This is a genomic window from Pseudomonas tohonis, assembly GCF_012767755.2.
In the GTDB taxonomy this organism is placed as follows: Bacteria; Pseudomonadota; Gammaproteobacteria; order Pseudomonadales; family Pseudomonadaceae; genus Metapseudomonas; species Metapseudomonas tohonis.
Window position 1 is genome coordinate 2543741 of sequence record NZ_AP023189.1, and the last position, 24755, is coordinate 2568495.

Consider the following 24755-nt stretch of genomic DNA (forward strand, 5'->3'; position numbering starts at 1 on the left):
GGGTCGAGACTGAGGGCGAAAGCGAAGGAAGCCGAGGAGATGAAAAGATGGGAATCGTTACATCAGGTCAGAAATCGCAATGACACGTTGCATCCAGTGCGCACACCATACTCCTCTTGCGGAAATAACCCAGGTTTATTTGTACCTGTGCGCCGCAAGGGGCGTGCGGGAGGAAAGAAAAGGCCGCCATCAGCTGAATGTGGGGGGGCCGATGGCGGCCTTACTGCAGCCCTCAGCAGGGCTTCCAGAGGATAGTGAGGCTCCCGCCACGCGCCATCGCCGCCCGTCGCCGCGCCTCCGGCAGCTCATGCGTCCGAGGGTGGCGGCAGGCGCTCGGCCCAGGTCTCAGCCCACTCGGCGAGGGGCAGGCAGCGGCGGACCAGTTCCTCGCCGTCCTCGCTGAGCCGATAGCCGGCATCCCCCGTGTCGATCAGCAGCGCCTGGCGCAGTTCGCCCATGCGGGTATTGAGCACCGAGGGCGAGAGGCCTTCGCAGCGTGCCTGGAGTTCGCGGAAAGTGGCCGGGCCCTGGCGCAGTTCCCAGAGGATGCGCAGGCTCCAGCGGCGGCCGAGCAGGTCCAGCAGGGCCATGATGGGCCGGCCGGTGGTGGAGCCGCGGACCGATTTGCCGGGGAGGGGAAGGGTCATGATTTTGTTCCTTGCTTCTTTTTTAGTAGCGGGCGACAGGCTTTGCTGCTACGTTTTACGTAGCGTAACAGCCCGACAGGAGATTCGGCCATGAGCACTGCGCGTATCCAGCCCCTCGAAGCCCCCTATGACCCGGCCGTGCAGGCCGCCTTCGACAAGGTGATGCCGCCCGGCGTGCCGCCGCTGAAGCTGTTCCGTAGCATGGCGCACAACCCCCGTGTGCTGCAGCGCTTGATCGCGGGGGGCCTGCTCGACCCCGGCAGCATCAGCCTGCGTGAGCGCGAGGTACTGATCCTGCGCACCACCGCCCGTTGCGGCGCCGAATACGAATGGGGCGTTCACGTGGCCTTCTTCGCCGAGCGCGCGGGGTTCAGCGCGGAGCAGGTGGCGGACAGCTGCAGCGAGCGGCCTGAGCCGTCACTGTGGAGCGCGGCCGAGCTGGCACTGATGGAACTGGCCGATGGCCTGAACCGTTCGGCTCGGGTGGAGGAGGGGTTGTGGCAGCGACTGGCCTCGCACTTCAGCGATGCGCAACTGATCGAGTGCCTGACACTGGTCGGCTTCTACCACGCGGTGTCGTTCGTGGTGAACGGCACCGGCGTGGAGCGGGAGGCGGGCGTGCCGCGCTTCCCGCGCTGACTACTCGTCGCGGCCTTCGAGCATGGTGCGGCGCAGCATCACGTAGAGCGCGCCGGTGCCACCGTGGCGCGGCAGGCAGGAGGTGAAGCCGAGCACCTGCGGGTGCTGGCGCAGCCAAGTGTTGACGTGGCTCTTGATCAGCGGGCGCTTGCCATCCAGGCGCGCGGCCTTGCCATGGGTGATGCGCACGCAGCGGATCTCGAACTTCGCTGCTTCGGCGAGGAAGTCCCAGAGGGTTTCGCGGGCCTTTTCCACGGTCATGCCATGCAGGTCGAGGCTGCCTTCGAAGCCGATCTGGCCGAGCTTGAGCTTGCGCATCTGGCCTTCCTGCACGCCGTCGCGGGCCCAGTGCAGCTCGTCCTCGGCGCCGACGTCGATGACGAACAGGTCGGAGAGGCCGTCGACCTTGGTCGATTCGGTTATCTGGGTCGCGTTCTGCCGCAGGCTGGCGACCTGCTTGCGGTCGGCCTTCGGCTTGCCGGTTTCCGCGCGGTCGTTCTGGATGCGCTTCACGCCGCGCATCTCGTTGGTGAACAGGGAAAAGTCGTCGTCTTGCATAAGGCCTCCACGAAGGAGGCCTAGTTTAACCAACAGAGGGGGGCGGGCGTCAGTCGCGCTTCTTCATCAGCCCGGGAGACAGGCTCAGGTCGTTGCGACGGCGGGAGCGGCGGCGGGCGATGCGCCAGCCGGCGACGCCGAGCCAGAGGAACAGCAGGCCGATGACCAGGAGCACCACGGCGGAGCCGGTGCTGTCATTGAGCGTACCGAGGGCCGGCGGGCGGCCGAGCAGGGTGGCGGTGCCGGCCATGGCCAGCAGGATGCCGAAGCTGGCGATCAGGGCGGCCAGGGCCGCGGCGAAGCGCCAGCGCCAACTGCCCGGGCCACGGGGGCGCAGGCGGCGGGCATCGAAACCATCGGATAACTTCATCCGGACGTCCTCTGTTGCAATCGGGCGTATGACCGGCGCATGTCGGCGTGGTTCCGGTCATGCGCCCGATTGGATGTCGCCAGATGTGTAGCGCCCAGGCTCAGGCCAGGGCGCGGGCGTGGGGCACCACGCTGGCGAAGTTGTCGGCGAGGGCGATGACTTCGACGCGGTGCATGTCTTCGGCGCTGATCACGCCGCCGTCGGTGGTGGGCAGGTCGCGGGTGGCGCAGGCGGCGCTGACCAGGGTGCAGCGGTAGCCGTAGTCCTTGGCGGCGCGCACGGTGGTGCTGACGCTGGAATGGGTCATGAAGCCGCAGACGACGAGGTCCAGGTGGCCGATGTCCTGCAGGCGGTCATGCAGTTCGGTGCCGGCGAAGGCATTGGGCAGGCGTTTCTCGACCACGATCTCGCCCGGCAGCGGGGCGACTTCGGGGAGGTGCTGGCCGCGTTCGCCCTGGGGGTCGAGCAGGCCGCCGGGAACCCCCAGGTGCTTGACGTGGACCACGGCGCTGCCGATGGCGCGGGCTGCCGCCAGCAGGGTGGCGATCTCCTCGAGCGCGGCGTCCAGGCCGGGCAGGGCGAGGACGCCGCTGCGGTACTCCTCCTGCGCGTCGATGATCACCAGGGTGGCGTTGTTCAGGCTGGCGGGCGGGTAACCACGGCCACTCAGTTGGAACATGGATTTGGGGGCGGACATGCGGATCTCCGGTACGGCTGTGCCGCCCATTGTCCGCCGAGCCGAGAGATAAGTGAACCATGTCGCGCATCCGACTTGTCGATCCCGGTACGGCCGTGCACTATCGATGCGTTTCGCAGGATGCGAAGCCCCCCGCAGAAGGAGCTGCCCATGCCCGATTTCTCTGAGGTTCCCGCTTATTTCTGGTTGCTCTTCGCCCTGGCCGTGGCCATCGCGGTGATGCGCGAACTGCGTCGTGAACGGCGCGAGGACATCGGGCAGCCACCGCGTCGCAAGCCATGAGTCGACGGGTGTAGAATCGCCTGTCCGTTTCTGCCTGAGGTCGTCCTTCGTGTCCGAATCCCGCTTGCGCACCCTGCGCGATCACATCCGCTGGGCGGTCAGCCGTTTCCATGCGGAAAACCTGTTCTTCGGTCATGGCACTGACAACGCCTGGGACGAGGCTCGCCAGTTGGTGCTCGGCGCGCTGCACCTGCCCTACGAGGTGGCCGACAGCTACCTCGACTGCCGCCTGGAAGACGACGAGCGTGCCCACGTCCAGGCGCTGCTGCGCCGCCGCATCCTCGAGCGCGTGCCGGTGGCCTACCTGCTGGGCGAGGCCTGGTTCTGCGGCATGCCTTTCGTGGTTGACGAGCGTGTGCTGGTGCCGCGTTCGCCCATCGGCGAGCTGATCCAGCAGGGCTTCGAGCCCTGGCTGGCCGCATCGCCCGCGCGGATTCTCGACCTGTGCACCGGCTCCGGCTGCATCGGCATCGCCGCCGCCCACGCCTTCCCGGATGCCGAGGTGGTGCTGGCCGACCTGTCCTTCGACGCGCTGGAGGTGGCCAACCTGAACATCGAGCGGCATGACCTGGAAGACCGCGTCTTCACCGTCCAGGGCGATGGCTTCGATGGCCTGCCGGGGCAGCGCTTCGACCTGATCCTGTCCAACCCGCCCTATGTGGATGCCGAGGACTTCGCCGACATGCCCGAGGAGTTCCAGCACGAGCCGGCCATGGGCCTGGCCTGTGGCGACGACGGGCTGGACCTGGTGCGCCGCATGCTGGCCGAGGCCGCCGACCACCTCACCGAGCGCGGCACGCTGATCGTCGAGGTCGGCAACAGCCAGGTGCATGTCGAGGCGCTGTATCCGGAAGTGGACTTCACCTGGCTGGAATTCAGCCACGGCGGCCATGGCGTGTTCCTGCTCGGCGCCAGCCAGTGCCGGGAGCACCAGGCCCTGTTCCGCTCGCGCCTGAACGGCTGATCGACGCCAGGCCCCGAAGCCCGTCTCCGCCAGTAGACGGGCTTTTTCATGTCTTGGGGTATTCCCGGGTAGCGCGCCGGCTCAGTGGGTGGCGATCCAGATCAGCAGCCCCGCCTGGAACACCGCGAACACCACCAGGCAGGCGATCGTGAAGCGCAGGCCGCTGTCTTCGCGCTGGAAGGCGTTGACCCGCTCCTGCAGCTTGCGGATCTCGATCTCCTGCTGGTGCAGGTTGTGGTCGGCCTGCTGGAGCATGGCGGCGGCGTCGAGCATGTCGACGACCTGCACCTTCTCCCGGTTCCAGTCCTCGTGCAGTTCGCTGACGCGACCGGCGCGGTACTCGGCCTTCAACTGCAGCGCATCGAGGTAGGCGACTTCGAAGCCCTGGGCCTTGAGGAAGTGGTCGCGGCGCAGGCGGAAGTCTTCGGCCACGGCGTCCCTGGCTGCCAGGGCACCGCCCTCGACCTTGTAGTGCGGCCAGTGCCGCCGCGCCCAGCCGATGCCGCGTGCCAGCAGGAAGCGGCCGAGGCCGCGGTTCTGCGGCTCCAGCTGGAGGCCGCTGTCGGCGCCGAAACGCACCTCCTTCAGGCGGTGGTCGGCCCAGACCTCGAACAGGTTCTGCTCCTTGCGCACGCGCTGCCCGGGCAGGTGCAGGCTCAGGTGCAACACGCTCTGGTCGGTGCTGTGGCGCTCCACCTCGCCGAGCTGGACGAAACGCAGCGGCCGCGCACCGGTCTGGCGATCGGTGGGCAGGGGCGCCAGGCGCAGCAGCTGGAAACGCTCCGGCGGCAGGTCGGCCCAGGGATGCGGCTGCGGCGTCGGTTCGGTGGTTTCCTGCTGTTCGGTTTCGCTGTCGGTCATCGAGCACAATCCTGTGGCGGAGTGCAGCGGCCCAGTGGCGGCGCGCTGACCTGACCCTTATCGGCCGCTTTTCCCGTCGCTGGAGGGCAGGCGTTCGATGAAGGCGATCAGGCGTTCGCCGAGCTCGCGGGCCAGGGGCAGGCCGGGGGAATTATAGGTGGCGAGCGGGTCGCGGGCATCCGCCGGGGTGATGCGCAGGACATGGTCCATGCCCGGGATGATCGCCAGCTCGGCATCCGGGCGGATCGCCTGCAGGGCACGGGCATCGGCCACGTCCACCTGGCTGTCGTGGCTGCCCTGGACGATCAGCGCCGGCACCCGCACGGCAGCGAAGGCGGCGGCCGGGTCCTTGGCGAACAGGGAGATGAGGTAGGGCTGCACGCTGGGGCGGTAGAGCACCAGCAACGGCTTGGGCACGCCCGGCACCTGATGCCCGGCCCTGAGGCTGGCGAGGATTTCGTCGCTGCGTGCCTGCAGGGGGGGCGGCAGGCGCCGTTGCAGTTGCTCCTGCAGCACCTGGTCGATGGGGCGCGCGCTGCCGGCGATGGAGACCAGCGCATCGGCACCGGCATCCGGCGCGGCCAGGCTGGCGATCAGGGCGCCTTCGCTGTGGCCGATCAGCACCAGGCGCGAGAAGCGCGGGTCGGCCTTCAGCGTGCGGCCCCAGGCCACCGCATCGGCCACGTAGAGGTCGACGCTCAGTTGCCGCTCGTCGGGGCCGGCGGCCTGGCTCGCGGCGATGCCGCGCTTGTCGTAGCGCACGCTGGCGATGCCGTGGCGCGCCAGCAGCTCGGCGAGCTTCTTCAGGCTGTCGTTGCGCCCGCCCATGGGGTTGTTGCCGTTGCGGTCGGTGGGTCCGGAACCGGACAGCAGCAGCGCCACCGGCACCGGGGCCTCGGTCCTGGGGCGCAGCAGGGTGCCGTGCAGCGTGCCGCTGGCGGTCTCCAGCTCGATGGGGCGCTGGAGGACGGTCCAGGGGCCGGCCAGGGCAGTGCCGGTGAAGGAGATCAGGAGCAGGGCGAGCAGGGGGAGGAGGCGTGGCATGAAGGGTTCCGGGTACGGCGACGTGGCTTTGACGCCGGCGCCGGCGCAAGGTTCGTGGGTGAACTGGCCGGGCGCCGCAGGTATACTCCTCGGCCTTTCTTCGAGGCCCATTTCAGCGGAGCACTGTGCATGTCCGGCAACACCTACGGCAAGCTGTTCACCGTCACCACGGCTGGCGAAAGCCACGGCCCGGCGCTGGTCGCCATCGTCGACGGCTGCCCGCCCGGGCTGGAGCTTTCCCTGGAGGACCTGCAGCGTGACCTCGACCGCCGCAAGCCCGGCACCAGCCGCCACACCACCCAGCGCCAGGAAGCCGACGAGGTGGAAATCCTCTCCGGCGTCTTCGAAGGCCGCACCACCGGCTGCTCCATCGGCCTGCTGATCCGCAACACCGACCAGAAGTCCAAGGACTACTCGGCGATCAAGGACCTCTTCCGCCCGGCCCACGCCGACTACACCTACCACCACAAGTACGGCGTCCGCGACTACCGTGGCGGCGGCCGTTCCTCGGCGCGCGAGACCGCCATGCGCGTCGCCGCCGGCGCCATCGCCAAGAAGTGGCTGGCCGGGCAGGGCATCCGCATCCGCGGCTACATGAGCCAGCTCGGCCCGATCGAGATTCCCTTCAAGACCTGGGACTCGGTGGAGCAGAACGCCTTCTTCAGCCCCGACCCGGACAAGGTGCCGGAGCTGGAGGCCTACATGGACCAGCTGCGCCGTGACCAGGATTCCGTCGGCGCCAAGATCACCGTCGTCGCCGAAGGCGTGCCGCCCGGCCTGGGCGAGCCGATCTTCGACCGCCTGGATGCGGAACTCGCCCACGCGCTGATGAGCATCAACGCGGTGAAGGGCGTGGAAATTGGCGCCGGCTTCGCGTGCGTCGCCCAGCGCGGCACCGAGCACCGCGACGAGCTGACCCCGGAAGGCTTCCTCAGCAACAACGCCGGCGGCATCCTCGGCGGCATTTCCTCGGGCCAGCCGATCGTCGCCCACCTGGCGCTGAAACCCACCTCCAGCATCACCACGCCGGGCCGCTCCATCGACGTCGACGGCAATCCGGTGGACGTGATCACCAAGGGCCGTCACGACCCCTGCGTCGGCATCCGCGCCACGCCCATCGCCGAAGCCATGATGGCCATCGTGCTGATGGACCACCTGCTGCGCCATCGCGGGCAGAACGCCGATGTGCGCGTCACCACCCCGGTGCTCGGCCAGCTGTGACCGGCGGCGCGCTGCCGTACTGGCGGCTGTCCGGTTTCTACCTGTTCTACTTCGCCCTGCTGGGCGCCACGGCGCCCTTCCTCGGGCTCTACTTCGCCCACCTGGGCTTTTCCGCCGCGCGCATCGGCGAGCTGGTGGCCATCCCCATGCTGATGCGCTGCGTGGCGCCCAATCTCTGGGGCTGGCTGGGCGACCGCAGCGGTCGGCGCCTGGCCATCGTCCGGCTGGGCGCGTTCTGCACCCTGTGCACCTTCGCACTGATCTTCGTCGACAAGAGCTACGCCTGGCTGGCGATGATCATGGCCCTGCACGCTTTCTTCTGGCACGCGGTGCTGCCGCAGTTCGAGGTGATCACCCTGGCCCATCTCAGGGAACAGGCCGCGCGCTACAGCCAGATCCGCCTGTGGGGCTCCATCGGCTTCATCCTCACCGTGGTCGGCCTGGGCAAGGCGTTCGAGGTGTTCAGCCTGGACGTCTACCCGGTGGCGCTGGTGGTCATCATGGTCGGCATCGTGCTCAGCAGCTGGTGGGTGCCCAATGCCACGCCGGTGGCCCGGGAGGGAGGCGCCCGCGGCGGCTTCCTCGACCAGCTGCGGCAACCCGGCGTGCTGGCGTTCTACCTGTGCGTCGGGTTGATGCAGCTGTCCCACGGCCCGTACTACACCTTCCAGACCATCTACCTGGAAAGCCTCGGCTACCCGCGCGGCTTCATCGGCCAGCTGTGGGCCCTGGGCGTGGTGGCGGAGGTCTTGATGTTCCTGGCGATGGCGCGCATCCTCTCGCGCTTCCCGGTTCGCCAGGTGCTGGCCGCGAGCTTCCTGCTCGCGGCGTTGCGCTGGCTGCTGCTGGGGCATCTCGCCGACAACCTCGCGGTGCTGCTGTTCGCCCAAGTGCTCCATGCGGCGACCTTCGGCAGCTTCCATGCGGCGGCCATCCATTTCGTGCAACGCCAGTTCGGCCCGCAGCAGCAAGGCCAGGGCCAGGCGCTCTACGCAGCACTCGCCGGCACCGGCGGCGCGCTCGGGGCCCTGTACTCCGGTTACAGCTGGAACAGCCTGGGTGCCTCCTGGACCTTCGTCATCGCCAGCCTGGCCGCCATGGCCGCTGCCGTTATCATTGCCACTCAATTAAAAGAGGAGCGGGCATGAACCGCGAAACACTCACCCGTGAAATCATCGAGGCCGGCCGCTTCCTCTATGGTCGCGGCTGGTCCCCGGCGACCAGCAGCAACTACTCGGCGCGGCTATCGGCCGACCAGGCGCTGCTGACCGTCTCCGGCAAGCACAAGGGCCAGCTTGGCGAGGACGATGTGCTGGCCACCGACCTCGACGGCATCAGCCTGGAGCCCGGCAAGAAGCCCTCCGCCGAGACCTTGCTGCACACCCAGCTGTACCGCTGGAAGCCTGGGATCGGCGCTGTGCTGCACACCCATTCGGTCAACGCCACGGTGCTCTCGCGCCTGACCCTGGCCGACTCGCTGGTGTTCGCCGACTACGAGTTGCAGAAGGCCTTCAGCGGCGTCTCCACCCACGAATCGCAAGTGCTGGTGCCGATCTTCGACAACGACCAGGACATCGCCCGCCTGGCCGCGAAGGTGCAGCCCTGGCTGGACGCGCATCCCGACTGCGTGGGCTACCTGATCCGTGGCCACGGCCTCTACACCTGGGGCCCGCGCATGAGTGACGCGCTGCGCCAGGTCGAAGCCTTCGAATTCCTGTTCGAGTGCGAGCTGAAGGTTCGCGCCCTCCATAAACCCTGACGCTTCCTTCCGCCGAAGGTGCATGACCGATCGAGCGTCCGCCCGACCCGCCCCAGAGCGGGAGCGCGGCGCCAGGAGCAGCCCCGATGAGCAGCCTTACCGTCTACCACGAGTCCAGCCCCGACGTTCCGAACAAGATGCTGACCCATGTCGATGACATCGCCAGCACCCTCGCCGATGTCGGCGTGCGCTTCGAGCGTTGGCAGGCCAGTGCGCCGATCACCGCCGGCGCGTCCCAGGAGGAGGTGATCGCCGCCTACCGCCCGCAGATCGACGCCCTGATGCAGGAGCGCGGCTACGTGACGGTGGACGTGGTCAGCCTCGACCGCGACCACCCGCAAAAGGCCGAGCTGCGTGCCAAGTTCCTCGACGAGCACCGCCACGCCGAGGACGAAGTGCGCTTCTTCGTCGCCGGGCGCGGCCTGTTCACCCTGCACATCGACGACTACGTCTACGCAGTCCTGTGCGAGAAGAACGACCTGATCTCGGTGCCCGCCGGCACCCGCCACTGGTTCGACATGGGCGAGGAACCGCATTTCGTCGCCATCCGCCTGTTCAACAACCCGGAGGGCTGGGTGGCGCAGTTCACCGGCGAGGACATCGCCAGCCGCTTCCCGCGGTTGGAGGATTGAGCGTGCAAACCCCATCGGTGGGCTGAAGCCCACCCTACGCCCACCCTGCGTTCGCCCCGACGGCCAGAGCCGCAGCCTGATCGCCTCTGCCTGTGGGGCCCGGGTCCACTGAACACCGAAACACTGGAGCCTGCATGCCCATCAAAGCCATCCTCACCGATATCGAAGGCACCACCAGTGCCGTCAGCTTCGTCTTCGACGTGCTCTTCCCCTATGCCGCCCGCCACCTGCCGGAGTTCGTGCTGACCCACGCCGAGCGGGCGGATGTCGCCGAGCAGCTGCAGGCTGTGCGTGTGGAGAGCGGCGAGGCCGATGCCGATGTGCAACGGGTGGTGGAGATCCTCCTCGGCTGGATCGCCGAAGACCGCAAGGCCACGCCATTGAAGGCGCTGCAGGGCATGGTCTGGGAGCAGGGCTACGCCGCCGGCCAGCTCAAGGGCCATGTCTACCCGGATGCGGTGGAGGCGCTGAAGCGCTGGAAGCAGGACGGCTACGGCCTCTATGTCTATTCCTCCGGCTCGATCCAGGCGCAGAAGCTGATCTTCGGGTGCTCCGAGGCGGGCGACCTGACGCCGCTGTTCTCCGGCTACTTCGACACCACCTCCGGTCCCAAGCGCGAGGCGGCCTCCTATGCGCGCATCGCCGAGGCCATCGGGCGCCCGGCCGAGGACATCCTCTTCCTCTCCGACGTGGTGCAGGAGCTGGACGCCGCGCAGCAGGCCGGCATGCCCACCATCGGCCTGGCCCGCGAAGGCGGTGAGCTCGCCGGCCATCCCACCGTGGCCAGCTTCGCCGTGATCGACCCGGCGCGCGCCTGAGCCGCACCGGGCCTCACTGGTCCAGCCACACCGCGCGGTGATCCGAGCCGCGCCAGGGCAGGGCGCCCACCGCGCGCACCGGCCGCTCGCCGCGCACCAGGATGTGGTCCAGCCCGAGCATGCCCGGCCACCAGGTGGGGCGGATGCGCGGGCTGGTCAGGCGCAGCCCGGCGGTGGCGAGGAAATCCTGCAGGCGCGGTGAATAGGCCGTGCTGTTGAAGTCCCCCAGCACGATCACTTCCGGCCCTTCGGAGGCCACGCGCTCGGCCAGCTGCCGCAGCGACTCGTCGCGCGCTAGCGCCAGTTGCGTGCCCAGCGGCGGTGGCGGGTGCAGGCCATAGAGCACCGTGCCGTCCTCCAGCTCCGCGCGCAGGTAGGGGTAGCCGCTGGCGGCGCCGGCGAGTTCCAGCACCTGGCAGCTTTTCAGTGGCAGGCGCGAGAACAGCGCCAGGCCGAAGGGCGAGTCGGTGTAGCGGGCGCAGGCCTCGAACGGGCGCAGGGTGGCCAGCTGTTGCGACCAGGCGGGCGTGGCCTCGGTGACGAAGACCAGGTCTGCGCGCTGTTCCGCCAGCCAGCGGGCATCGGCCCCGGCGTCGGCGTTGTCCAGTTTCAGGTTGAAGGCCAGGAAGCGCCGCGCGGGGGCCTCCGTGGCCAGGGGCTCGGCGGGCAAGGGTGTCAGTGCCCAGCCCAGGGCGCCCAGCCCACAGAGCGCGAACAGCAACGATGAGGCATTGCGCGGCTGCACGGCGGCGCCGAGCAGCATCACCACGGCCTGGATCGGCACGAAGTGGCTGAGCAGCTCCAGGCCCCAGTGCAGGCGGCCGAACTGGCCAAGCACCAGGGTGACCAGGGCCAGCCAGGCGAGCTGATTGAGATGAAAGCGCAAGGCCTTGAGCACGCGTGCGTCCTGCATTCATGGGAAAGGCGCGAATTGTAGGCCATCCGCCGTGCCTCGCGTGATCGGCGACGGGAACCCTGGCCGGCGCCCGTGTCCTAACACTGGAGAGCCACCCTGCCGGAGCCCACGATGAGCCAACACGCGATGACCCTCTACGCCGTCCTGGGCACGCTGTACCTGCTGCTCACCGCCTGGGCGCTGTTCAATGTGCTGGGCAGCGGCGCGCGGCGCGAGCAGAAGGTCCTCTGGACGGCCCTGTTGCTGCTGTTCCCGCTGCTCGGGCTGTTCAACTGGGCCTGGATGGGGCCGCGTCGCCAGCACCGTTGATCCAGGCTCACCTATCCTGCACTCACACCCCCCGCAATAAGGAGCATCGCCATGGGTTCGATCCTCAACAGCCTGGCCGGGCTGATCATTCTCGCCCTCGACATCTGGGCCATCCTCAACGTCATCAAGAGCAACGCCGAGATCGGCATGAAGGTGCTGTGGATCCTGCTGATCGTGCTGCTGCCGGTGATCGGCCTGATCATCTGGGCCATCGCCGGCCCGCGTGGCGACGTGAGGATATGAACCGCCGCCGTGGCGCCTGGCTGCTGCTCTTGGCCTGCCTGGCGCTGCCGGCCCACGCCTACGAGGATGCCGCCTGGGCCGCGCTGCGCAGTGGCCAGGCGGTGTTCCTCATGCACCACGCCACCGCGCCGGGAGCGGGCGACCCCGACACCTTCCGCCTCGGCGACTGCACCACCCAGCGCAACCTCGATGCCGGCGGGCGCTACCAGGCGCAGCAGTGGGGCCAGTTGTTGCGCAGCCACTGGATCGAGGGGCCGCGCATCTTCACCGGGCGCTGGTGCCGCACCCAGGACACCGCCTTGGAAATGGGCATGGGCGCCTCGCAGCCGATGCCCGAGCTGGACTACTTCGAGGGGGATACCGCCGTCATGCAGCGCATGCGCCAGGCCATCAACGCGCTGCCACGCGGCCTGCCGCTGGTGCTGGTGACCCACGGGGTGAACATGACGGCCCTGACCGGAGTCCCGGCGGCGCCGGATGAAGCCCTGATCGTCGCGCTGCCCATCACCGAGCCGGCGCGGGTGCTGGCACGGGTGCCCGCGCCGCGCTAGGCCCGGCGCCAGGGTGAAGGGGGGTCAGATGAGCTGCAGCTGATCCTGCACCGGCTGCATCGCCGCGCCTTCCAGGCGCAAGAGGATGGCCTTGCGCTCCAGCCCTCCGCCGAACCCGGTGAGGCTGCCGTCACGGCCGATGACCCGGTGGCAGGGGATGATCACCGCGATGGGGTTGGCGCCGTTGGCCAGGCCGATGGCGCGCACCGCCTTGGGCCTGCCGATGCGCATCGCCTGGGTGGCGTAGCTGATGGTCTGGCCGTAGGGGATCTCCAGCAGCGCCTGCCAGGCGGCCCGCTGGAACTCGGTGCCCTGGGGCGCCAGCTGCAGGTCGAAGCGCTTGCGCTTGCCGGCGAAGTACTCGTCCAGCTGGCGGCAGGCCGCATCGAGCTGGCGGGTGGCCGGGTGCCAGAGCGGGTCCAGCTCCGTCGGCCGTTCGGTCTCCATGTGCAGCAGGCGCAGCCCGGCCTCGTCGCCGGCCAGCAGCAGCGGGCCTATGGGGCTGTCCTGATAGCGGAAGTACATGGATCAGTTCTCCGATGCGTAGCTGTGCCAGAGGTACACGGCGGCGTAGGCGCGCCAGGGCCGCCAGTGTTCGGCGCGGCTGGCCAGGGCCTTGGCGCTGATGCCGGCATCGCCCCAGAACGGCGACTTGAGCAGGCCCAGGTCGGCGGTGGGGAAGGCGTCCGGCTGGCCGAAGGCGCGCAGGGCGATGTATTCGGCGGTCCAGGGGCCGATGCCGGGCAGGGCGCAGAGCCGCGCGATGAGCGCTTCGACGCCCTCGGCCACCGAGAGTTCCAGGGCACCGGAAGCCACCGCGTCGGCGAAGCGGCGCAGCGTCTCCACCCGCTTGCCGGGCATGCCGATGCCGGGCAGCGCGTCGTCGGCGATGGCGCGGGCGGTGGGGAACAGGCGCAGCGGGCCGTCGTCGGGGGAATCCGCCAGGGGCTCGCCAAGGCGCTCCACCAGGCGCCCGGCGATGGTCACCGCGGCCTTCACCGTCACCTGCTGGCCGATGATGGTGCGCACGCCCTGCTCGAAGGGGTCGAAGGCCACCGGCAGGCGCAGGCCGGGGTAGCGTTCCAGCAGGGGTTGCAGCTGCGGGTCGCCGCAGAGGTGCCGGGCGATGGCCAGGGGGTCGCTGTCGAGGTCGAACATCTGCCGCACCCGTGCCACCAGCTCCGCTTCGCGGCCGAGGCACGAGGGGCTCAGCTCCAGGGCGAGGTGCCCGGCACCGGGGCGCACGCGGAACCAGCCGTGCAGCTCGCCGAGGCGGAAGCTGCGGCAGTAGCTGGCGGCGTCGATGCGCTCGACGCCGGGCAGGCGGCGCAGGGCGAAGTGGCGCAGGAACTGCTCCCAGCTCCAGGGTTCGATGTAGGGAAGGTGCAGGCCGGGCGGCAGGGGGGCGGATTCGTTCATCGGGCGACGATACCGGCGGTCGTGGCGGCTGTCTCTCGGAAACTGATCATCGAATTCCCCACCTTCGCGGTTCGACCTGAAACCCGGGCCATCGTAGAATGCGCGCCTTTTCTTCGGACGGGCCCGGGCCAGCCGCCCACCCCACCTGCAGCCATCACGGGAGACCCCTCATGAGCGACTACCAGGAAACTCTCTACGAAGGCTATGGCCAGCGTTTTCGCATGGACAAGCTGCTCCATGAAGTGCGCACCGAGCACCAGCACCTGGTGATCTTCGAGAACCCGCGCATGGGCCGCGTCATGGCCCTGGACGGCGTGATCCAGACCACCGAGGCAGACGAGTTCATCTACCACGAGATGCTCACCCACGTGCCCATCCTCGCCCACGGCGCCGCGCGTCGCGTGCTGATCATCGGCGGTGGCGACGGCGGCATGCTGCGCGAGGTGCGCAAGCACAAGGGCGTCGAGAGCATCACCATGGTCGAGATCGACGGCACGGTGGTGGAGATGTGCAAGGAGTTCCTGCCCAACCACTCCAGGGGCGCCTATGACGACCCGCGACTGAACCTGGTGATCGACGACGGCATGCGCTTCGTCGCCAGCACCGAGGAGAAGTTCGACGTGATCATCTCCGACTCCACCGACCCGATCGGCCCGGGCGAGGTGCTGTTTTCCGAGAACTTCTACCAGGCCTGCCGCCGCTGCCTGAACGAAGGCGGCATCCTGGTCACCCAGAACGGCACGCCCTTCATGCAGCTGGGCGAGGTGCAGACCACCGCCGGCCGCATGAACGGCCTGTTCGCCGACTGGCACTTCTACCAGGCGGCCGTACCCACCTACATCGGCGGCTCCATGACCTTCGCCTGGGGCGCCACCCACCCGGAGTCGCGCAAGGTCTCGCTGGAAACCCTGCGCCAGCGCTTCGCCGGCAGCGGCATCGTCACCCGCTACTACAACCCCGAGATCCACCTCGGCGCCTTCGCCCTGCCGCAGTACGTGCTGCAGGCCATCGGCAAACCGAGCAACGACTGAGTCGCGCGACACCAGGAGGCCCCGCAAGGGGCCTTTTTTGTGCCTGCCCGATGGCCGGTGCAGGAGCGGTTTCAACCGCGAAATGGCTCGCGAAGGACACCGTTGCGGCACAAGACCTGTAGGGGCGAATTCATTCGCCCACGGGCAACGGCGTTGCCCTGATCGTGGAAGGCAGCCCTGCGTTCAGCCACGACAGCAGGGCAATCCCAGCCGCCCCTACAGATCGTGATGCAGGTAGCTCGCCTGCTTCGGCAGCCGCAGGCTGAAGAGGAAGGCCACCACCATCATGGCCGAGACGTACCAGTAGAAGCTTTCCTCCATGCCGATGGACTTCAGCCCCAGCGCCGCGTATTCCGCCGAGCCGCCAAAGACGGCGTTGGCCACCGCATAGGCCAGGCCGACGCCGAGGGCGCGGACTTCCGGCGGGAACATCTCGGCCTTCACCAGGCCGCTGATGGAGGTGTACAGGCTGACGATGGCCAGCGCCACGATGATCAGCGCGAAGGCGATGTAGGGGCTCTGCACGCCCTTGAGCGCGGTGAGGATAGGCCAGGTGCACAGCGCGCCCAGGGCACCGAACCAGAGCATCGAGGTGCGCCGGCCGATGCGGTCGGAGAGGGCGCCGAACAGCGGCTGCATGAGCATGTAGACGAACAGCGCGCAGGTCATCACGGCGCTGGCGGTCTTGGTGGTCATGCCGGCGCTGTTGACCAGGTATTTCTGCATGTAGGTGGTGAAGGTGTAGAAGATCAGCGAGCCGCCGGCGGTGTAGCCGAGCACCGTGACGAAGGCGCGCTTGTGGTGGCGGAACAGGTGGCCCAGGCTGCCGGATTCCTCGCTGTGCAACTGGTCCTGGCGGGCGGTCTCGTTCAGCGAGCGGCGCAGGTAGAAGGCGATCACCGCCGTCGCCGCGCCGATCACGAAGGGGATGCGCCAGCCCCAGGCGCGCAGTTCGTCCTCGCTCAGCACCTGCTGCAGGATCACCACCACCAGCACCGCCAGCAGCTGTCCGCCGATCAGGGTCACGTACTGGAAGGACGCGAAGAAGCCGCGCTGGCCCCTGAGCGCCACCTCGCTCATGTAGGTGGCCGTGGTGCCGTATTCACCGCCCACAGACAGCCCCTGGAACAGCCGCGCCACCAGCAGCAGCGCCGGCGCGAGGGCGCCGATGGCGGCATAGGTGGGCATGCAGGCGATGGCCAGGGAGCCGGCGCACATCATCAGCACCGAGATCATCATCGAGCGCTTGCGCCCGTACCTGTCGGCGATGCGGCCGAACAGCCAGCCGCCGATGGGGCGCATGAGGAAGCCGGCGGCGAACACGCCCGCGGTGTTGAGCAACTGCACCGTCGGATCGTCGGAGGGGAAGAAGGCCGGGGCGAAGTAGATGGAGCAGAAGGCGTAGACGTAGAAGTCGAACCACTCCACCAGGTTGCCGGAGGACGCGCCGACTATCGCGAACACGCGTTTGCGACGTTCTTCGAAGCTGTAGTGCGGATGGGGGCCATCGAGGTGTTCGGTCGTACTGCTCATGGGGCTGGGCACTCGTTCTGGAAGGAGTTGCGGCCCGTGCCCCGAGCGGGAGGCGGGCCGGGCCTGTCCTTGGATTGACTGCCGGTGTCACAAAATGTTGCGGCTCCTGGTGTCAGCCAAGCCCCGGTCGGGCGGGAAAGCAACGACCGCAGGGCGGCTCGCGGGGCGATGTTAGGGGACGTATAGGGCGCGCGCAGGATGGGTAGAGCTTGGCGAAACCCATGCTGTGGTGGTCGGTGGCGCTGGCGTGGGTTCGGGCTCGGGATTGATGGGTTTCGCTGCGCTCTACGCCATCCTACGGGACGGGGGCGGGGATCACCGGGCCGAGGCGCAGTTGCATGGCCACCCGGTCGGCCAGGCCGAAGGCCTTTTCCTCCTTGAGGCGGCGGATCAGCTCGTCGTGCAGTTCGGCCTCCTCCAGCGGGCGGAAGCCGAGCCGGGCGTAGTAGGGGGCGTTCCAGGGAATCTCGGCAAAGGTGGTCAGGTACAGCGCATCGTGGCCGCGTGCCTCGGCCCAGTCGCGGGCGGCGGCGATCAGGCGACGGCCGATGCCGCGCCGCCCCAGGGCCGGCAGCACGTCCAGTTCCGCGAGCAGGGCGATGCCGCCGAGCACCTCCACCAGGGCGAAGCCCACGGCCATGCCGCCGCTGTCCTGTGCCACCCACAGGCGGCCTTCGGCCTGTCCCTGGGCCAGCAGCGCCTGGGGCACGGTCGCCTCGCGCAGGAGTTCGGGAAGGGTGCCCTCCGGGAACAGGCTGGCGGCGGCGCGCTCGATCTCGGCCAGCACCGCCAGGTGGCGGGGCTCGGCCGGAACCACCGGGTAGTCCTCCTGGGCGAGCATCAGCGCCACTCGCCCTGCTGGTCCACCAGCGTGCGGTCGCCCCGGGTCACGCTCAGGCGGCCGTCCTCGCCGACGAAGTAGTGGGTATCGCCGTTGTTGAACTCGTAGCCCAGGGAATGGCAGGGGGTGATGCCGTCGGCACACAGGCGCATGAGCTGGCGACCCTTGAGTTCGAGGGTGTTGCCGCTCTTCTTGCTGGTGCCCCGGTAGAGCACGTTGTCGCAGCCGACGGTGCCTTCGTCGCACTGCTCGATGATCTCGACGCGGTAGCCGGGGGTGTCCAGGGTGGCCGCCGGCAGCGGGCCGGCAACGAGCAGCAGGGGCAGGGCGAGGGCGGGTCTCATGACAGGGCGTTCCGGGTCTGGAGTTGGCTGCGGTACTGGCCGGGCGTGATGCCCTTCCAGCGTTTGAAAGCATGGATGAAGTTGGACAGTTCGCCGTAACCGAGGCGTTCGGCGATCTCTTCCAGTCGGATGCCATCGGTGGCCAGCAGTTCCTCGGCCAGGGCGTTGCGCACTTCCTCCTGCAACTGGCGGAAGGAGGTGCCCTCGGCGTCCAGGCGGCGGCGCAGGGTGCGCGAGGTCATGTGCAGCTCGGTGGCGATGCGCTCCATGTCCGGCAGCAGCCCCGGCTGGGACAGCAGGCGATCGCGGATGCGCCCGGCGAGCCCCGCGCGCACCCGGCGGCGCGCCAGCAGCGCCTTGCACTGGGCCTCGCACTGCTGCGCCACCTGCGGGTTGGCGCCGGGCAGCGGCAGGTCGAGCAGGGCGCGGGCGAAGACGATGCGGTTCTCCCGGGCGTCGAAGCCCGGCATCACCCCCAGCAGCTCGCGGTAGGGCGTGGCGTCGGCCGGGGCGGGCAGGGCGAGGCTCACGCGCTGCAGCGGCAGGTCGGCATTGTTCAGGTCGCGCTGCACGCTGAGGGCCCCGGCGATGTCGCGCTCCAGCAGGAAGCCGCGCAGGTCCTCGGGCAGGCCGCGCCCCTCCAGCACCAGGTGCGCTTCGTCGTCGTGCTCTTCCAGGCGCATGGTGTGGAAGGCGTAGGTCAGGTCGAGGTAGCGCAGGCCCAGTTCGGCGGCACTGCGGTAGGTGGGGCTGCTGAGCAGGGCGAATCCCCAGATGCCATAGGTGCTGAGGTGGTAGCGGCGGCCGGCCTTGAGGCCGATGCCGGGGAGGTGCCCGAGGGCCTGGACGATGTTGCGCACCAGGGCCAGTTCCTGGGTGGCGTTGACCTCGGCGCCGGGGTCGGCCAGGGCGTTCCAGTCAAGGCCGGTGCCGGCCAGGCAACGTTCGACCGACAGGCCGTGGTCGAGGCCGAACTGGGTGAGCAGCTGCACGCTGATGGCACTGCGGCGGGGCGGCCAGTGGGAAATGTCCTGCATATCGTGTCGCGTTCCTTGGCAGTTGAACGGGCATTTATGTCCGAAAGGCACAATTCGCTGTCCGATCATGCCATAAACAGCGTGCGTCGCCGCGCATTAGCATCCTCTCATCCGCACGTTCGGCTGGCCTGGTCCCCGACGGTTGCGGCGAGCATGGGAGAAAACAATGAACAACAATCCCCAGCACCCGGCGCCCCTGCGCGTGCTGATCATCGGAGCCGGCTTCGGCGGCCTCGGCCTGGCCATCCGCCTGCAGCAATGCGGCATCGAGGATTTCCTGATCCTCGAGAAGGCCGCCGACCTCGGCGGCACCTGGCGTGACAACACCTACCCCGGCGCGGCCTGCGACGTGCCTTCTCACCTCTACTCCTTCTCCTTCGAGCCCAAGCTCGACTGGTCGCGCAAGTTCGCGCCCCAGGCGGAGATCCACGCCTACCAGCAGCAGTGCGCCGAGCGCCACGGCCTGCGTCGGCGCATCCGCTTCGGCACCGAGGTGGCCGGCGCCCGCTTCGACGAAGAGGCGGCGCTGTGGCGGGTGGAAACCACCACGGGCGAGCACTTCAGCGCCCGCGCCCTGATCAGCGCCTGCGGCCAGTTGAACCGGCCGGCCATGCCGCGCCTGCCCGGCATCGAGCGCTTCACCGGCGAGGTGTTCCACTCGGCGCGCTGGAACCATGACTACGACCTGGCCGGCAAGCGCGTGGCGGTGATCGGCACCGGCGCCAGCGCCATCCAGTTCGTGCCGCAGATCGCGCCGCAGGTGGCGCAGCTGCACCTGTTCCAGCGCTCCGCCGCCTATGTCATCGCCAAGCCCGACCGCGCCTACCGCCCGTGGGAGCTGGCGCTGATGAAGCGCCTGCCGGTGCTGCAGAAGGTCGACCGGCTGCTCAAGTACGTGCAGCACGAGGCGCGCGCCCTGGCCTTCACCGTCTTCCCGCCGCTGATGAAGGTGATGCGCCTGAGCTTCAACCGGCACCTGTCCCGCGGTATCCGTGACCCGGAGCTGCGCCGACGCCTGCAGCCGGACTACCCGCTGGGCTGCAAGCGCATCCTCATCTCCAACGACTTCTACCCAGCCCTGGCGCGGGACAACGTCGAGCTGGTGGAGCAGGCCATCACCGGCATCAGCGAGCGTGGCGTGCTCACCGCCGACGGCCGCGAGCGCGAAGTGGACGCGATCATCTATGGCACCGGTTTCGCCGCCACCGATTTCCTCGCCCCCATGAGCATCCGCGGGCGCGACGGCCGCGACCTCAACGAGGCCTGGCGCGAGGGCGCCGAGGCCTACCTGGGCATCAGCGTCAGCGGCTTCCCCAACCTGTTCATCCTCTACGGGCCGAACACCAACCTGGGGCACAACTCGATCCTCTATATGCTGGAAAGCCAGTTCGCCTATGTGCTCGGCTGCCTGCGCGCGCTGCAGCGCGACGGCCTGCGCTACATGGACCTCAAGCCCGAGGTGCAGCGCCGCTTCAACGACAGGCTGCAGCACGCCGTGCGCCATACGGTGTGGGAGCGCGGCTGCAACAGCTGGTACAAGACCGCCGATGGCCGCAACACCAACAACTGGCCCGGCTTCACCCTGACCTACCGCCAACAGACCCGCCAACCGGAGCTCGACCACTATGAATGCGTCCGTTGATTTCACCGCGCCCGATGCCGGCCAGCCGCTGCTGCGTGCGGTGCTGCGCGGGGGCCTGCGGGTGCTGTTCCGGGGCCTGGTGCGCCCGCCGATGCCCATCGCCGGGCAGCGGGCGGTGATCCGCGCGCTGACCTCCACCCCGGTGGCGATGCGCGGCGTCACCCGCAGTCGCGACAGCCTCGGCGGGGTGCCCTGCGAATGGCACCGCCCGGCACGGGACAACGGCAGCGTGCTGCTCTACCTGCACGGCGGCGCCTTCCTCATCGGCGCCGCCGCGACCCACCGTGCCATCACCGCCACCCTGGCGCGCCGGGGCGGGCTGTCGGTCTGCGCGCTGGACTACCGCCTGGCGCCCGAGCACCCGTTCCCCGCCGCCCGCCAGGATGCCGTGGCGGCCTACCGCGCGCTGCTGGCCCAGGGGTATTCCAGCGAGCGCATCGTCATCGGCGGTGATTCCGCAGGCGGCAATCTCAGCCTGATCACCGCCCTGGAGCTCGGTCGCCAGGGGCTGCCGCAGCCGGCGGGGCTGGTGCTGCTGTCGCCGGTGACCGACTTCAGCGGCGAGCAGATGCACCAGCCTCCGGCCGGCGATCCGCTGCTCAATCCGCTGTGGATGGAGCAGGCCATCAGCCTCTACGCCCCTGCCGGGCTGGATCGCCGCGACCCCGGGCTGTCGCCGATCTACGCCGACCTGGCCGGCCTGCCGCCGATCCTGGTGCAGGTGGGCGAGGACGAGCTGCTGCTCAACGACAGCCTGCGCCTGGCGGTCGCGGCGCGGGCGGCCGGGGTGCCGGTGCGCCTGGAGCGCTACCCCGGCCTGTGGCACGTGTTCCAGGCCCACGCCGGCATGCTGCGTGCCGCCGACCAGGCGTTGGCCAGCATCCTCGCCTTCATCCACGCCCGCAGCGGCGAGGGGGCTTGAAATGCACAACATCCTCATCACCGGCGCCGCTTCCGGCATCGGCCGGGCCACGGCGCGGCTGTTCCACCAGAAGGGCTGGACCGTCGGCCTGCTGGACATCGCACCGCAGCCGCTGGAGGAACTCTCCGCCGAACTGGGCGGGCTCTGGTACCAGGCGCTGGACGTCACCGACCTGGCCGCCGTCGAAGGCGCCCTGGCGGACTTCTGCGGGCGCCATGACGGGCAGTTGCGGCTGCTGTTCAACTGCGCGGGCCTGCTGCGCTTCGGCCACTTCGAGACGATCGATGTGGCCGAGCACGCGCGCATCCTCGCGGTGAACGTGCTGGGCCTGGTGCAGATGACCCACGCGGCCTTCCCCTATCTCAAGGCCACCGCCGACGCCCAGGTGATCAACATGGGCTCGGCCTCGGGCCTCTACGGCACCCCGCACATGGCCAGCTACTCCGCCTCCAAGTTCGCCGTGCGCGGCTTCACCGAGGCCCTGGAACTGGAATGGCGCCGCCACGGCATCCGCGTCGGCGACCTGATGCCGCCCTTCGTGCGCACCCCGATGGTCGAGAGCCAGCGCTTCGAGCCGCCGACCCTGCGCCGCCTCGGGGTGAACCTCAAGGCCGAGGACATCGCCGAGGCGGCCTGGCAACAGGCCCATGGCGCCGCGGTGCACCGCCCCATCAGCCTGCTGTTCAAGCTGATGTACTGGTCCGGGCAGGTGTCGCCGCCGTGGATCAGCCGGCTGATCATGGGCCGGCTGAGCCGGGAGTAGGGCGGCCGACGGGTCATGGCTGCAGCCGGCCTCCAGTGGGCCCGGCGTCCGCGAGGGTGACGGTGTCTGCGGGGCTTCCCTGCACGCCGTCATCCCCGCGAAAGCGGGGACCCATCGAAGAGACAGCTCCGGGTGGCTTTGCACGGGGGCCGGCACCGTATAGCCTGGCCGGCCGCACCTCCCTGGTGCGCCCGCAAGGACGCTTTCCATGACCCCCTGGTTCGCCTACGCCTGTCTCGCCCTGTCCATGCTGCTGGTCGGCGGCAATATCGCCATCGGCAAGCTGGTGCTGGCCGAGGTGCCGCTGTTCGTCTTCGCCTGCCTGCGCTTTCTCATCGCCACCCTGGTGCTGGCGCCGGGCATGCTGTCGTCCAGGGTGCGTCGGGGTCTGGATGCCACGGCCGGCAAGGGGCTGTTCCTGCAGGCGTTCTTCGGCTGCTTCCTGTTCAGCCTGTTCATGCTCTATGGCGTGCAGCACACCAGTGCCACCAGTGCGGGCATCATCACCAGCGCGACGCCGAGCGTGGTGGCGCTGCTGGCCTGGTTCTGGCTGCGTGAGCGGATCGGCGCGCAGGGCACGCTGGCGATTGCGTTGGCGGTAGCGGGCATCGCCCTGCTCAACCTGCTGGGCGGTGGCGAGGGCGGCACCGGCAGCGTGCTCGGCAATACGCTGGTGCTGGGCGCGGTGCTGGCCGAGGCGATCTTCGCCATCTATTCACGGCGCCTGTCCCTGGCGCTGCATCCCTGGGCGATGGCCTTCGGCGTGAACCTCGCCGGGCTGGCGCTGTTCCTGCCCCTGGCTCTGGTGCAGGCCCCCGCGTTCGACTGGATGGCGATAAGCCCGGCGACCTGGGCCTGGGTGCTGTTCTATGCGCTGAGCGCCAGCGTGCTGTCCTTCCTGCTCTGGTACCGCGGCATCAGCCAGGTGCAGGCCAGCGTGGCCGGGCTGTTCACCGGGCTGATGCCGGTGGGCGCGGTGCTGGTCGGCGGCCTGCTGCTGGGCGAAGGGCTGAGCGCCGGCCAGGCCCTGGGCATGGCCCTGGTGCTGGGTGCCATCGGCCTCGGTGGGCGGGCGGAGCGACGGGCGGTTTCGCCCGGCGGCGCCTGAAGTGCCGCCCGTCGTGCCGGGCGAAGGAAAGTTCGCTCGACGGCGGGCAGACCGGCCGAGCTGACGCTAACCTGCACTCTGATGCAGTCGATCGTTGTGCGTGAGAAAAGCAGCGGCCATCCCCTTCACGGGGGCTGGCCAGGGTGGTGCCCCGCGTCCGCGGGGCCGCCCGTGGCGACGCCGCCAGGCGTCGCGAGGCCGAAACCTTCGGCCGTCTACAAGCGAAACTCATCAATCGCCAGAGAGGAGGTCGTTACCATGAGCACAACCTTCCACGATGACGTCAGCAGCAATGTTCTACGGCGCATGAAAGAGGGCGGTTTCGATTTCGCCCGGGTACATCCCATCGAGTTCTACGCCATCTTCCCCGACGAGGACCGGGCCCGGATGGTTGCGCGAAAGTTCTGCGGTGAATGGCTGAACGCCCAGGTATCCCCCCGTGATGACGGGGCCTGGCACCTGCAGGTGAGCAAGGTGATGTACGCCACCCACGCCGGCATCGGCGATTTCGAACACGACCTGGAGGAGCTGGTCGTGCCCCTCGGCGGGACCCTGGATGGATGGGGCGTGACCCAGGAACTCCCCGCGCCTTCGCGCTGAGTTCCCCAACGCCTGGTAATCACCGGCCAGCCCTGCGCTGGCCGGTGTCGTTCCAGGTGCCTGAAAAAACTTACCTTTTCCTGACTCGACCTCGGCACGGGCTTTGCCTCAGACTCCGGAAACGGAGGGCTGACATGACCGATATCCTGATTCTTACCCACGCCGATTTCTGTCCGGCTGGCCATCTCGCGAGCGTGCTGGACGCGCAAGGCCGGGCCTTCACCGTGTTGCGCGCGGACCAGGGCGAACTGGACGGCTACGACCTCGATCGCCCGCGCGCGGTCGCGGTGATGGGCGGGCCGATGAGCGTCAACGACCCACTGCCCTGGATCGAAGCGGAAATCGCGGCGCTGCGGCATTTCATCGCGCGGGACATCCCCATCATCGGCCACTGCCTCGGCGGCCAGCTGCTGGCACGGGCGCTGGGGGCGGCGGTGCACCGCATGCCCTATACCGAGATCGGCTGGCAGCCGCTGGAGAAGCGCGCGCTGGCGGTGGGCAATCCCTGGGTCGCGCACCTGCCCATGCAGTTCCCGGTCTACCAGTGGCACAGCGATACGTTCGATCTGCCCGACGGCGCGCAGTGGCTGTTCGACAGCCCCTGGTGCCCCAATCAGGGCTTCTCCTGGGGCGACAAGGTGCTGGCCCTGCAAGGCCACCCGGAGATGACCGAGGAACTGGTGCGACTGTGGCTCACCGACTGGGCCCACCTGCTCGACGAGACCCAGCCCAGCCAGCAGCCCAGGGAGCGCATGCTCAAAGACCTGCCGGCCAAGGTGGAGGCGCTGCACCAGGTGGCGGAAGGGTTCTACCGACGCTGGCTGGACCTGGCCTTCCAGGACCAGTCCCAGCGCTCGGCCCCCGCCCTGAGCGCCTAGCGCTGGTACATGAGGCGCAGACCCTGTAGGGGCGAATTCATTCGCCAAGCGGCGCGCAGCGCCGCCGCTCTCCTGCCGAGGTAAACCCCCAGGCCTGACGCCGTGCCGTGATCGACCCCGCCGCGT

General features: G+C 68.9%; 31 protein-coding genes. 18 read left to right on the plus strand and 13 right to left on the minus strand.

The window, feature by feature from the left end; translation table 11 throughout:
* Positions 1–305: 305 nt before the first annotated feature.
* Positions 306–647 (minus strand): winged helix-turn-helix transcriptional regulator, encoded by a 342-nt coding sequence (locus HSX14_RS11670; RefSeq protein ID WP_173178352.1) that lies wholly within the window; start codon positions 645–647, stop codon positions 306–308.
* A gap of 90 nt (positions 648–737) precedes the next feature.
* On the opposite strand from HSX14_RS11670, the gene HSX14_RS11675 reads away from it, so the two are divergent.
* On the plus strand, positions 738–1286 hold the full coding sequence (locus tag HSX14_RS11675) for a carboxymuconolactone decarboxylase family protein (RefSeq protein WP_173178353.1): 549 nt from the start codon (positions 738–740) through the stop codon (positions 1284–1286).
* Here the strand turns inward: HSX14_RS11675 and HSX14_RS11680 are convergent, their stop codons facing one another.
* From HSX14_RS11680 to HSX14_RS11690, 3 genes are all read right to left on the minus strand, one after another.
* Complete coding sequence (locus tag HSX14_RS11680) at positions 1287–1844, minus strand: Smr/MutS family protein (RefSeq protein ID WP_111264089.1); 558 nt, start codon at positions 1842–1844, stop codon at positions 1287–1289. It lies immediately after the preceding gene.
* Between the two features lie 49 nt (positions 1845–1893).
* Positions 1894–2214: a hypothetical protein gene (locus HSX14_RS11685; protein WP_173178354.1), complete on the minus strand. Its 321-nt coding sequence runs from the start codon at positions 2212–2214 to the stop codon at positions 1894–1896.
* Between the two features lie 100 nt (positions 2215–2314).
* Positions 2315–2911 carry a cysteine hydrolase family protein gene (locus HSX14_RS11690; RefSeq protein ID WP_173178355.1) on the minus strand — a complete coding sequence of 199 codons (597 nt, stop codon included), beginning with the start codon at positions 2909–2911 and terminating at the stop codon, positions 2315–2317.
* A 150-nt stretch (positions 2912–3061) separates the two neighbouring features.
* On the opposite strand from HSX14_RS11690, the gene HSX14_RS31395 reads away from it, so the two are divergent.
* Positions 3062–3193 carry a hypothetical protein gene (locus HSX14_RS31395; protein WP_274384541.1) on the plus strand — a complete coding sequence of 44 codons (132 nt, stop codon included), beginning with the start codon at positions 3062–3064 and terminating at the stop codon, positions 3191–3193.
* 49 nt (positions 3194–3242) lie between these two features.
* On the plus strand, positions 3243–4157 hold the full coding sequence (gene prmB, locus HSX14_RS11695) for a 50S ribosomal protein L3 N(5)-glutamine methyltransferase (RefSeq protein ID WP_173178356.1): 915 nt from the start codon (positions 3243–3245) through the stop codon (positions 4155–4157).
* Positions 4158–4238: 81 nt separating this feature from the next.
* Here prmB and HSX14_RS11700 read toward each other — a convergent pair whose 3' ends face one another.
* Positions 4239–5018 carry a hypothetical protein gene (locus tag HSX14_RS11700; RefSeq protein WP_173178357.1) on the minus strand — a complete coding sequence of 260 codons (780 nt, stop codon included), beginning with the start codon at positions 5016–5018 and terminating at the stop codon, positions 4239–4241.
* Between the two features lie 57 nt (positions 5019–5075).
* Complete coding sequence (locus tag HSX14_RS11705; protein WP_173178358.1) at positions 5076–6062, minus strand: alpha/beta hydrolase; 987 nt, start codon at positions 6060–6062, stop codon at positions 5076–5078.
* 129 nt (positions 6063–6191) lie between these two features.
* Between HSX14_RS11705 and aroC the strand changes: the two genes are divergently transcribed.
* From aroC to mtnC, 5 genes are all read left to right on the plus strand, one after another.
* Positions 6192–7283 (plus strand): chorismate synthase, encoded by a 1092-nt coding sequence (gene aroC / locus HSX14_RS11710; RefSeq protein ID WP_173178359.1) that lies wholly within the window; start codon positions 6192–6194, stop codon positions 7281–7283.
* Positions 7280–8431 (plus strand): MFS transporter, encoded by a 1152-nt coding sequence (locus HSX14_RS11715; protein WP_173178360.1) that lies wholly within the window; start codon positions 7280–7282, stop codon positions 8429–8431. The genes aroC and HSX14_RS11715 overlap by 4 nt, the downstream gene beginning before the upstream one ends.
* Positions 8428–9042 (plus strand): methylthioribulose 1-phosphate dehydratase, encoded by a 615-nt coding sequence (locus tag HSX14_RS11720; protein ID WP_173178361.1) that lies wholly within the window; start codon positions 8428–8430, stop codon positions 9040–9042. Before HSX14_RS11715 ends, HSX14_RS11720 begins: the two co-directional genes overlap by 4 nt.
* An 86-nt stretch (positions 9043–9128) precedes the next feature.
* Positions 9129–9674, plus strand: coding sequence for a 1,2-dihydroxy-3-keto-5-methylthiopentene dioxygenase (locus HSX14_RS11725; RefSeq protein ID WP_173178362.1), 546 nt, complete (start codon positions 9129–9131; stop codon positions 9672–9674).
* Positions 9675–9808: 134 nt separating this feature from the next.
* A complete protein-coding gene (gene mtnC / locus HSX14_RS11730) occupies positions 9809–10492 on the plus strand; it encodes an acireductone synthase (protein WP_173178363.1) in 684 nt (227 codons plus the stop codon).
* A gap of 13 nt (positions 10493–10505) precedes the next feature.
* On the opposite strand, the gene HSX14_RS11735 is transcribed toward mtnC, so the two are convergent.
* Positions 10506–11390, minus strand: coding sequence for an endonuclease/exonuclease/phosphatase family protein (locus tag HSX14_RS11735; protein WP_173178364.1), 885 nt, complete (start codon positions 11388–11390; stop codon positions 10506–10508).
* 129 nt (positions 11391–11519) lie between these two features.
* Between HSX14_RS11735 and HSX14_RS11740 the strand changes: the two genes are divergently transcribed.
* From HSX14_RS11740 to HSX14_RS11750, 3 genes are read left to right on the plus strand one after another with little or no spacing between them, the layout of a single operon-like run.
* Positions 11520–11717, plus strand: a complete 198-nt coding sequence (locus HSX14_RS11740; protein ID WP_228723576.1) for a PLDc N-terminal domain-containing protein — start codon at positions 11520–11522, stop codon at positions 11715–11717.
* A 51-nt stretch (positions 11718–11768) separates the two neighbouring features.
* Positions 11769–11960, plus strand: coding sequence for a PLDc N-terminal domain-containing protein (locus tag HSX14_RS11745; protein WP_111264079.1), 192 nt, complete (start codon positions 11769–11771; stop codon positions 11958–11960).
* Positions 11957–12511, plus strand: coding sequence for a histidine phosphatase family protein (locus HSX14_RS11750; RefSeq protein WP_173178365.1), 555 nt, complete (start codon positions 11957–11959; stop codon positions 12509–12511). The genes HSX14_RS11745 and HSX14_RS11750 overlap by 4 nt, the downstream gene beginning before the upstream one ends.
* A 24-nt stretch (positions 12512–12535) precedes the next feature.
* Here the strand turns inward: HSX14_RS11750 and HSX14_RS11755 are convergent, their stop codons facing one another.
* Together HSX14_RS11755 and HSX14_RS11760 are read right to left on the minus strand one after the other, a co-directional pair.
* A complete protein-coding gene (locus HSX14_RS11755; protein WP_111264077.1) occupies positions 12536–13036 on the minus strand; it encodes a methylated-DNA--[protein]-cysteine S-methyltransferase in 501 nt (166 codons plus the stop codon).
* A 3-nt stretch (positions 13037–13039) separates the two neighbouring features.
* Positions 13040–13930: a DNA-3-methyladenine glycosylase family protein gene (locus HSX14_RS11760; RefSeq protein WP_173178366.1), complete on the minus strand. Its 891-nt coding sequence runs from the start codon at positions 13928–13930 to the stop codon at positions 13040–13042.
* 170 nt (positions 13931–14100) lie between these two features.
* On the opposite strand from HSX14_RS11760, the gene speE reads away from it, so the two are divergent.
* Positions 14101–14961, plus strand: a complete 861-nt coding sequence (gene speE, locus HSX14_RS11765; protein WP_173178367.1) for a polyamine aminopropyltransferase — start codon at positions 14101–14103, stop codon at positions 14959–14961.
* Between the two features lie 216 nt (positions 14962–15177).
* Here the strand turns inward: speE and HSX14_RS11770 are convergent, their stop codons facing one another.
* The 4 genes from HSX14_RS11770 to HSX14_RS11785 all read right to left on the minus strand — a co-directional run bounded on the left by HSX14_RS11770 (position 15178) and on the right by HSX14_RS11785 (position 18716).
* Positions 15178–16494 (minus strand): MFS family transporter, encoded by a 1317-nt coding sequence (locus HSX14_RS11770; protein WP_173178368.1) that lies wholly within the window; start codon positions 16492–16494, stop codon positions 15178–15180.
* Between the two features lie 295 nt (positions 16495–16789).
* On the minus strand, positions 16790–17335 hold the full coding sequence (locus HSX14_RS11775; RefSeq protein WP_173178414.1) for a GNAT family N-acetyltransferase: 546 nt from the start codon (positions 17333–17335) through the stop codon (positions 16790–16792).
* Positions 17335–17679, minus strand: a complete 345-nt coding sequence (locus HSX14_RS11780; protein WP_173178369.1) for a hypothetical protein — start codon at positions 17677–17679, stop codon at positions 17335–17337. The genes HSX14_RS11775 and HSX14_RS11780 overlap by 1 nt, the downstream gene beginning before the upstream one ends.
* A complete protein-coding gene (locus HSX14_RS11785) occupies positions 17676–18716 on the minus strand; it encodes an AraC family transcriptional regulator (protein ID WP_173178370.1) in 1041 nt (346 codons plus the stop codon). The genes HSX14_RS11780 and HSX14_RS11785 overlap by 4 nt, the downstream gene beginning before the upstream one ends.
* A 166-nt stretch (positions 18717–18882) precedes the next feature.
* Here HSX14_RS11785 and HSX14_RS11790 point away from each other — a divergent pair, with 166 nt between their 5' ends.
* The 6 genes from HSX14_RS11790 (at position 18883) to HSX14_RS11815 (ending at position 24629) form a co-directional block, all read left to right on the plus strand.
* Positions 18883–20358, plus strand: a complete 1476-nt coding sequence (locus HSX14_RS11790; RefSeq protein ID WP_173178371.1) for a flavin-containing monooxygenase — start codon at positions 18883–18885, stop codon at positions 20356–20358.
* On the plus strand, positions 20342–21280 hold the full coding sequence (locus tag HSX14_RS11795) for an alpha/beta hydrolase (protein WP_173178372.1): 939 nt from the start codon (positions 20342–20344) through the stop codon (positions 21278–21280). The genes HSX14_RS11790 and HSX14_RS11795 overlap by 17 nt, the downstream gene beginning before the upstream one ends.
* 1 nt (position 21281) lies before the next feature.
* Positions 21282–22043 carry an SDR family oxidoreductase gene (locus HSX14_RS11800; RefSeq protein WP_173178373.1) on the plus strand — a complete coding sequence of 254 codons (762 nt, stop codon included), beginning with the start codon at positions 21282–21284 and terminating at the stop codon, positions 22041–22043.
* 208 nt (positions 22044–22251) lie between these two features.
* Positions 22252–23151: a DMT family transporter gene (locus HSX14_RS11805; protein ID WP_173178374.1), complete on the plus strand. Its 900-nt coding sequence runs from the start codon at positions 22252–22254 to the stop codon at positions 23149–23151.
* A gap of 258 nt (positions 23152–23409) precedes the next feature.
* Complete coding sequence (locus HSX14_RS11810; protein ID WP_173178375.1) at positions 23410–23751, plus strand: ribonuclease E inhibitor RraB; 342 nt, start codon at positions 23410–23412, stop codon at positions 23749–23751.
* A gap of 134 nt (positions 23752–23885) precedes the next feature.
* The gene (locus HSX14_RS11815) at positions 23886–24629 is read left to right on the plus strand and encodes a type 1 glutamine amidotransferase (protein ID WP_173178376.1); all 744 of its coding nucleotides are present in this window, start codon (positions 23886–23888) and stop codon (positions 24627–24629) included.
* Positions 24630–24755 lie beyond the last annotated feature (126 nt).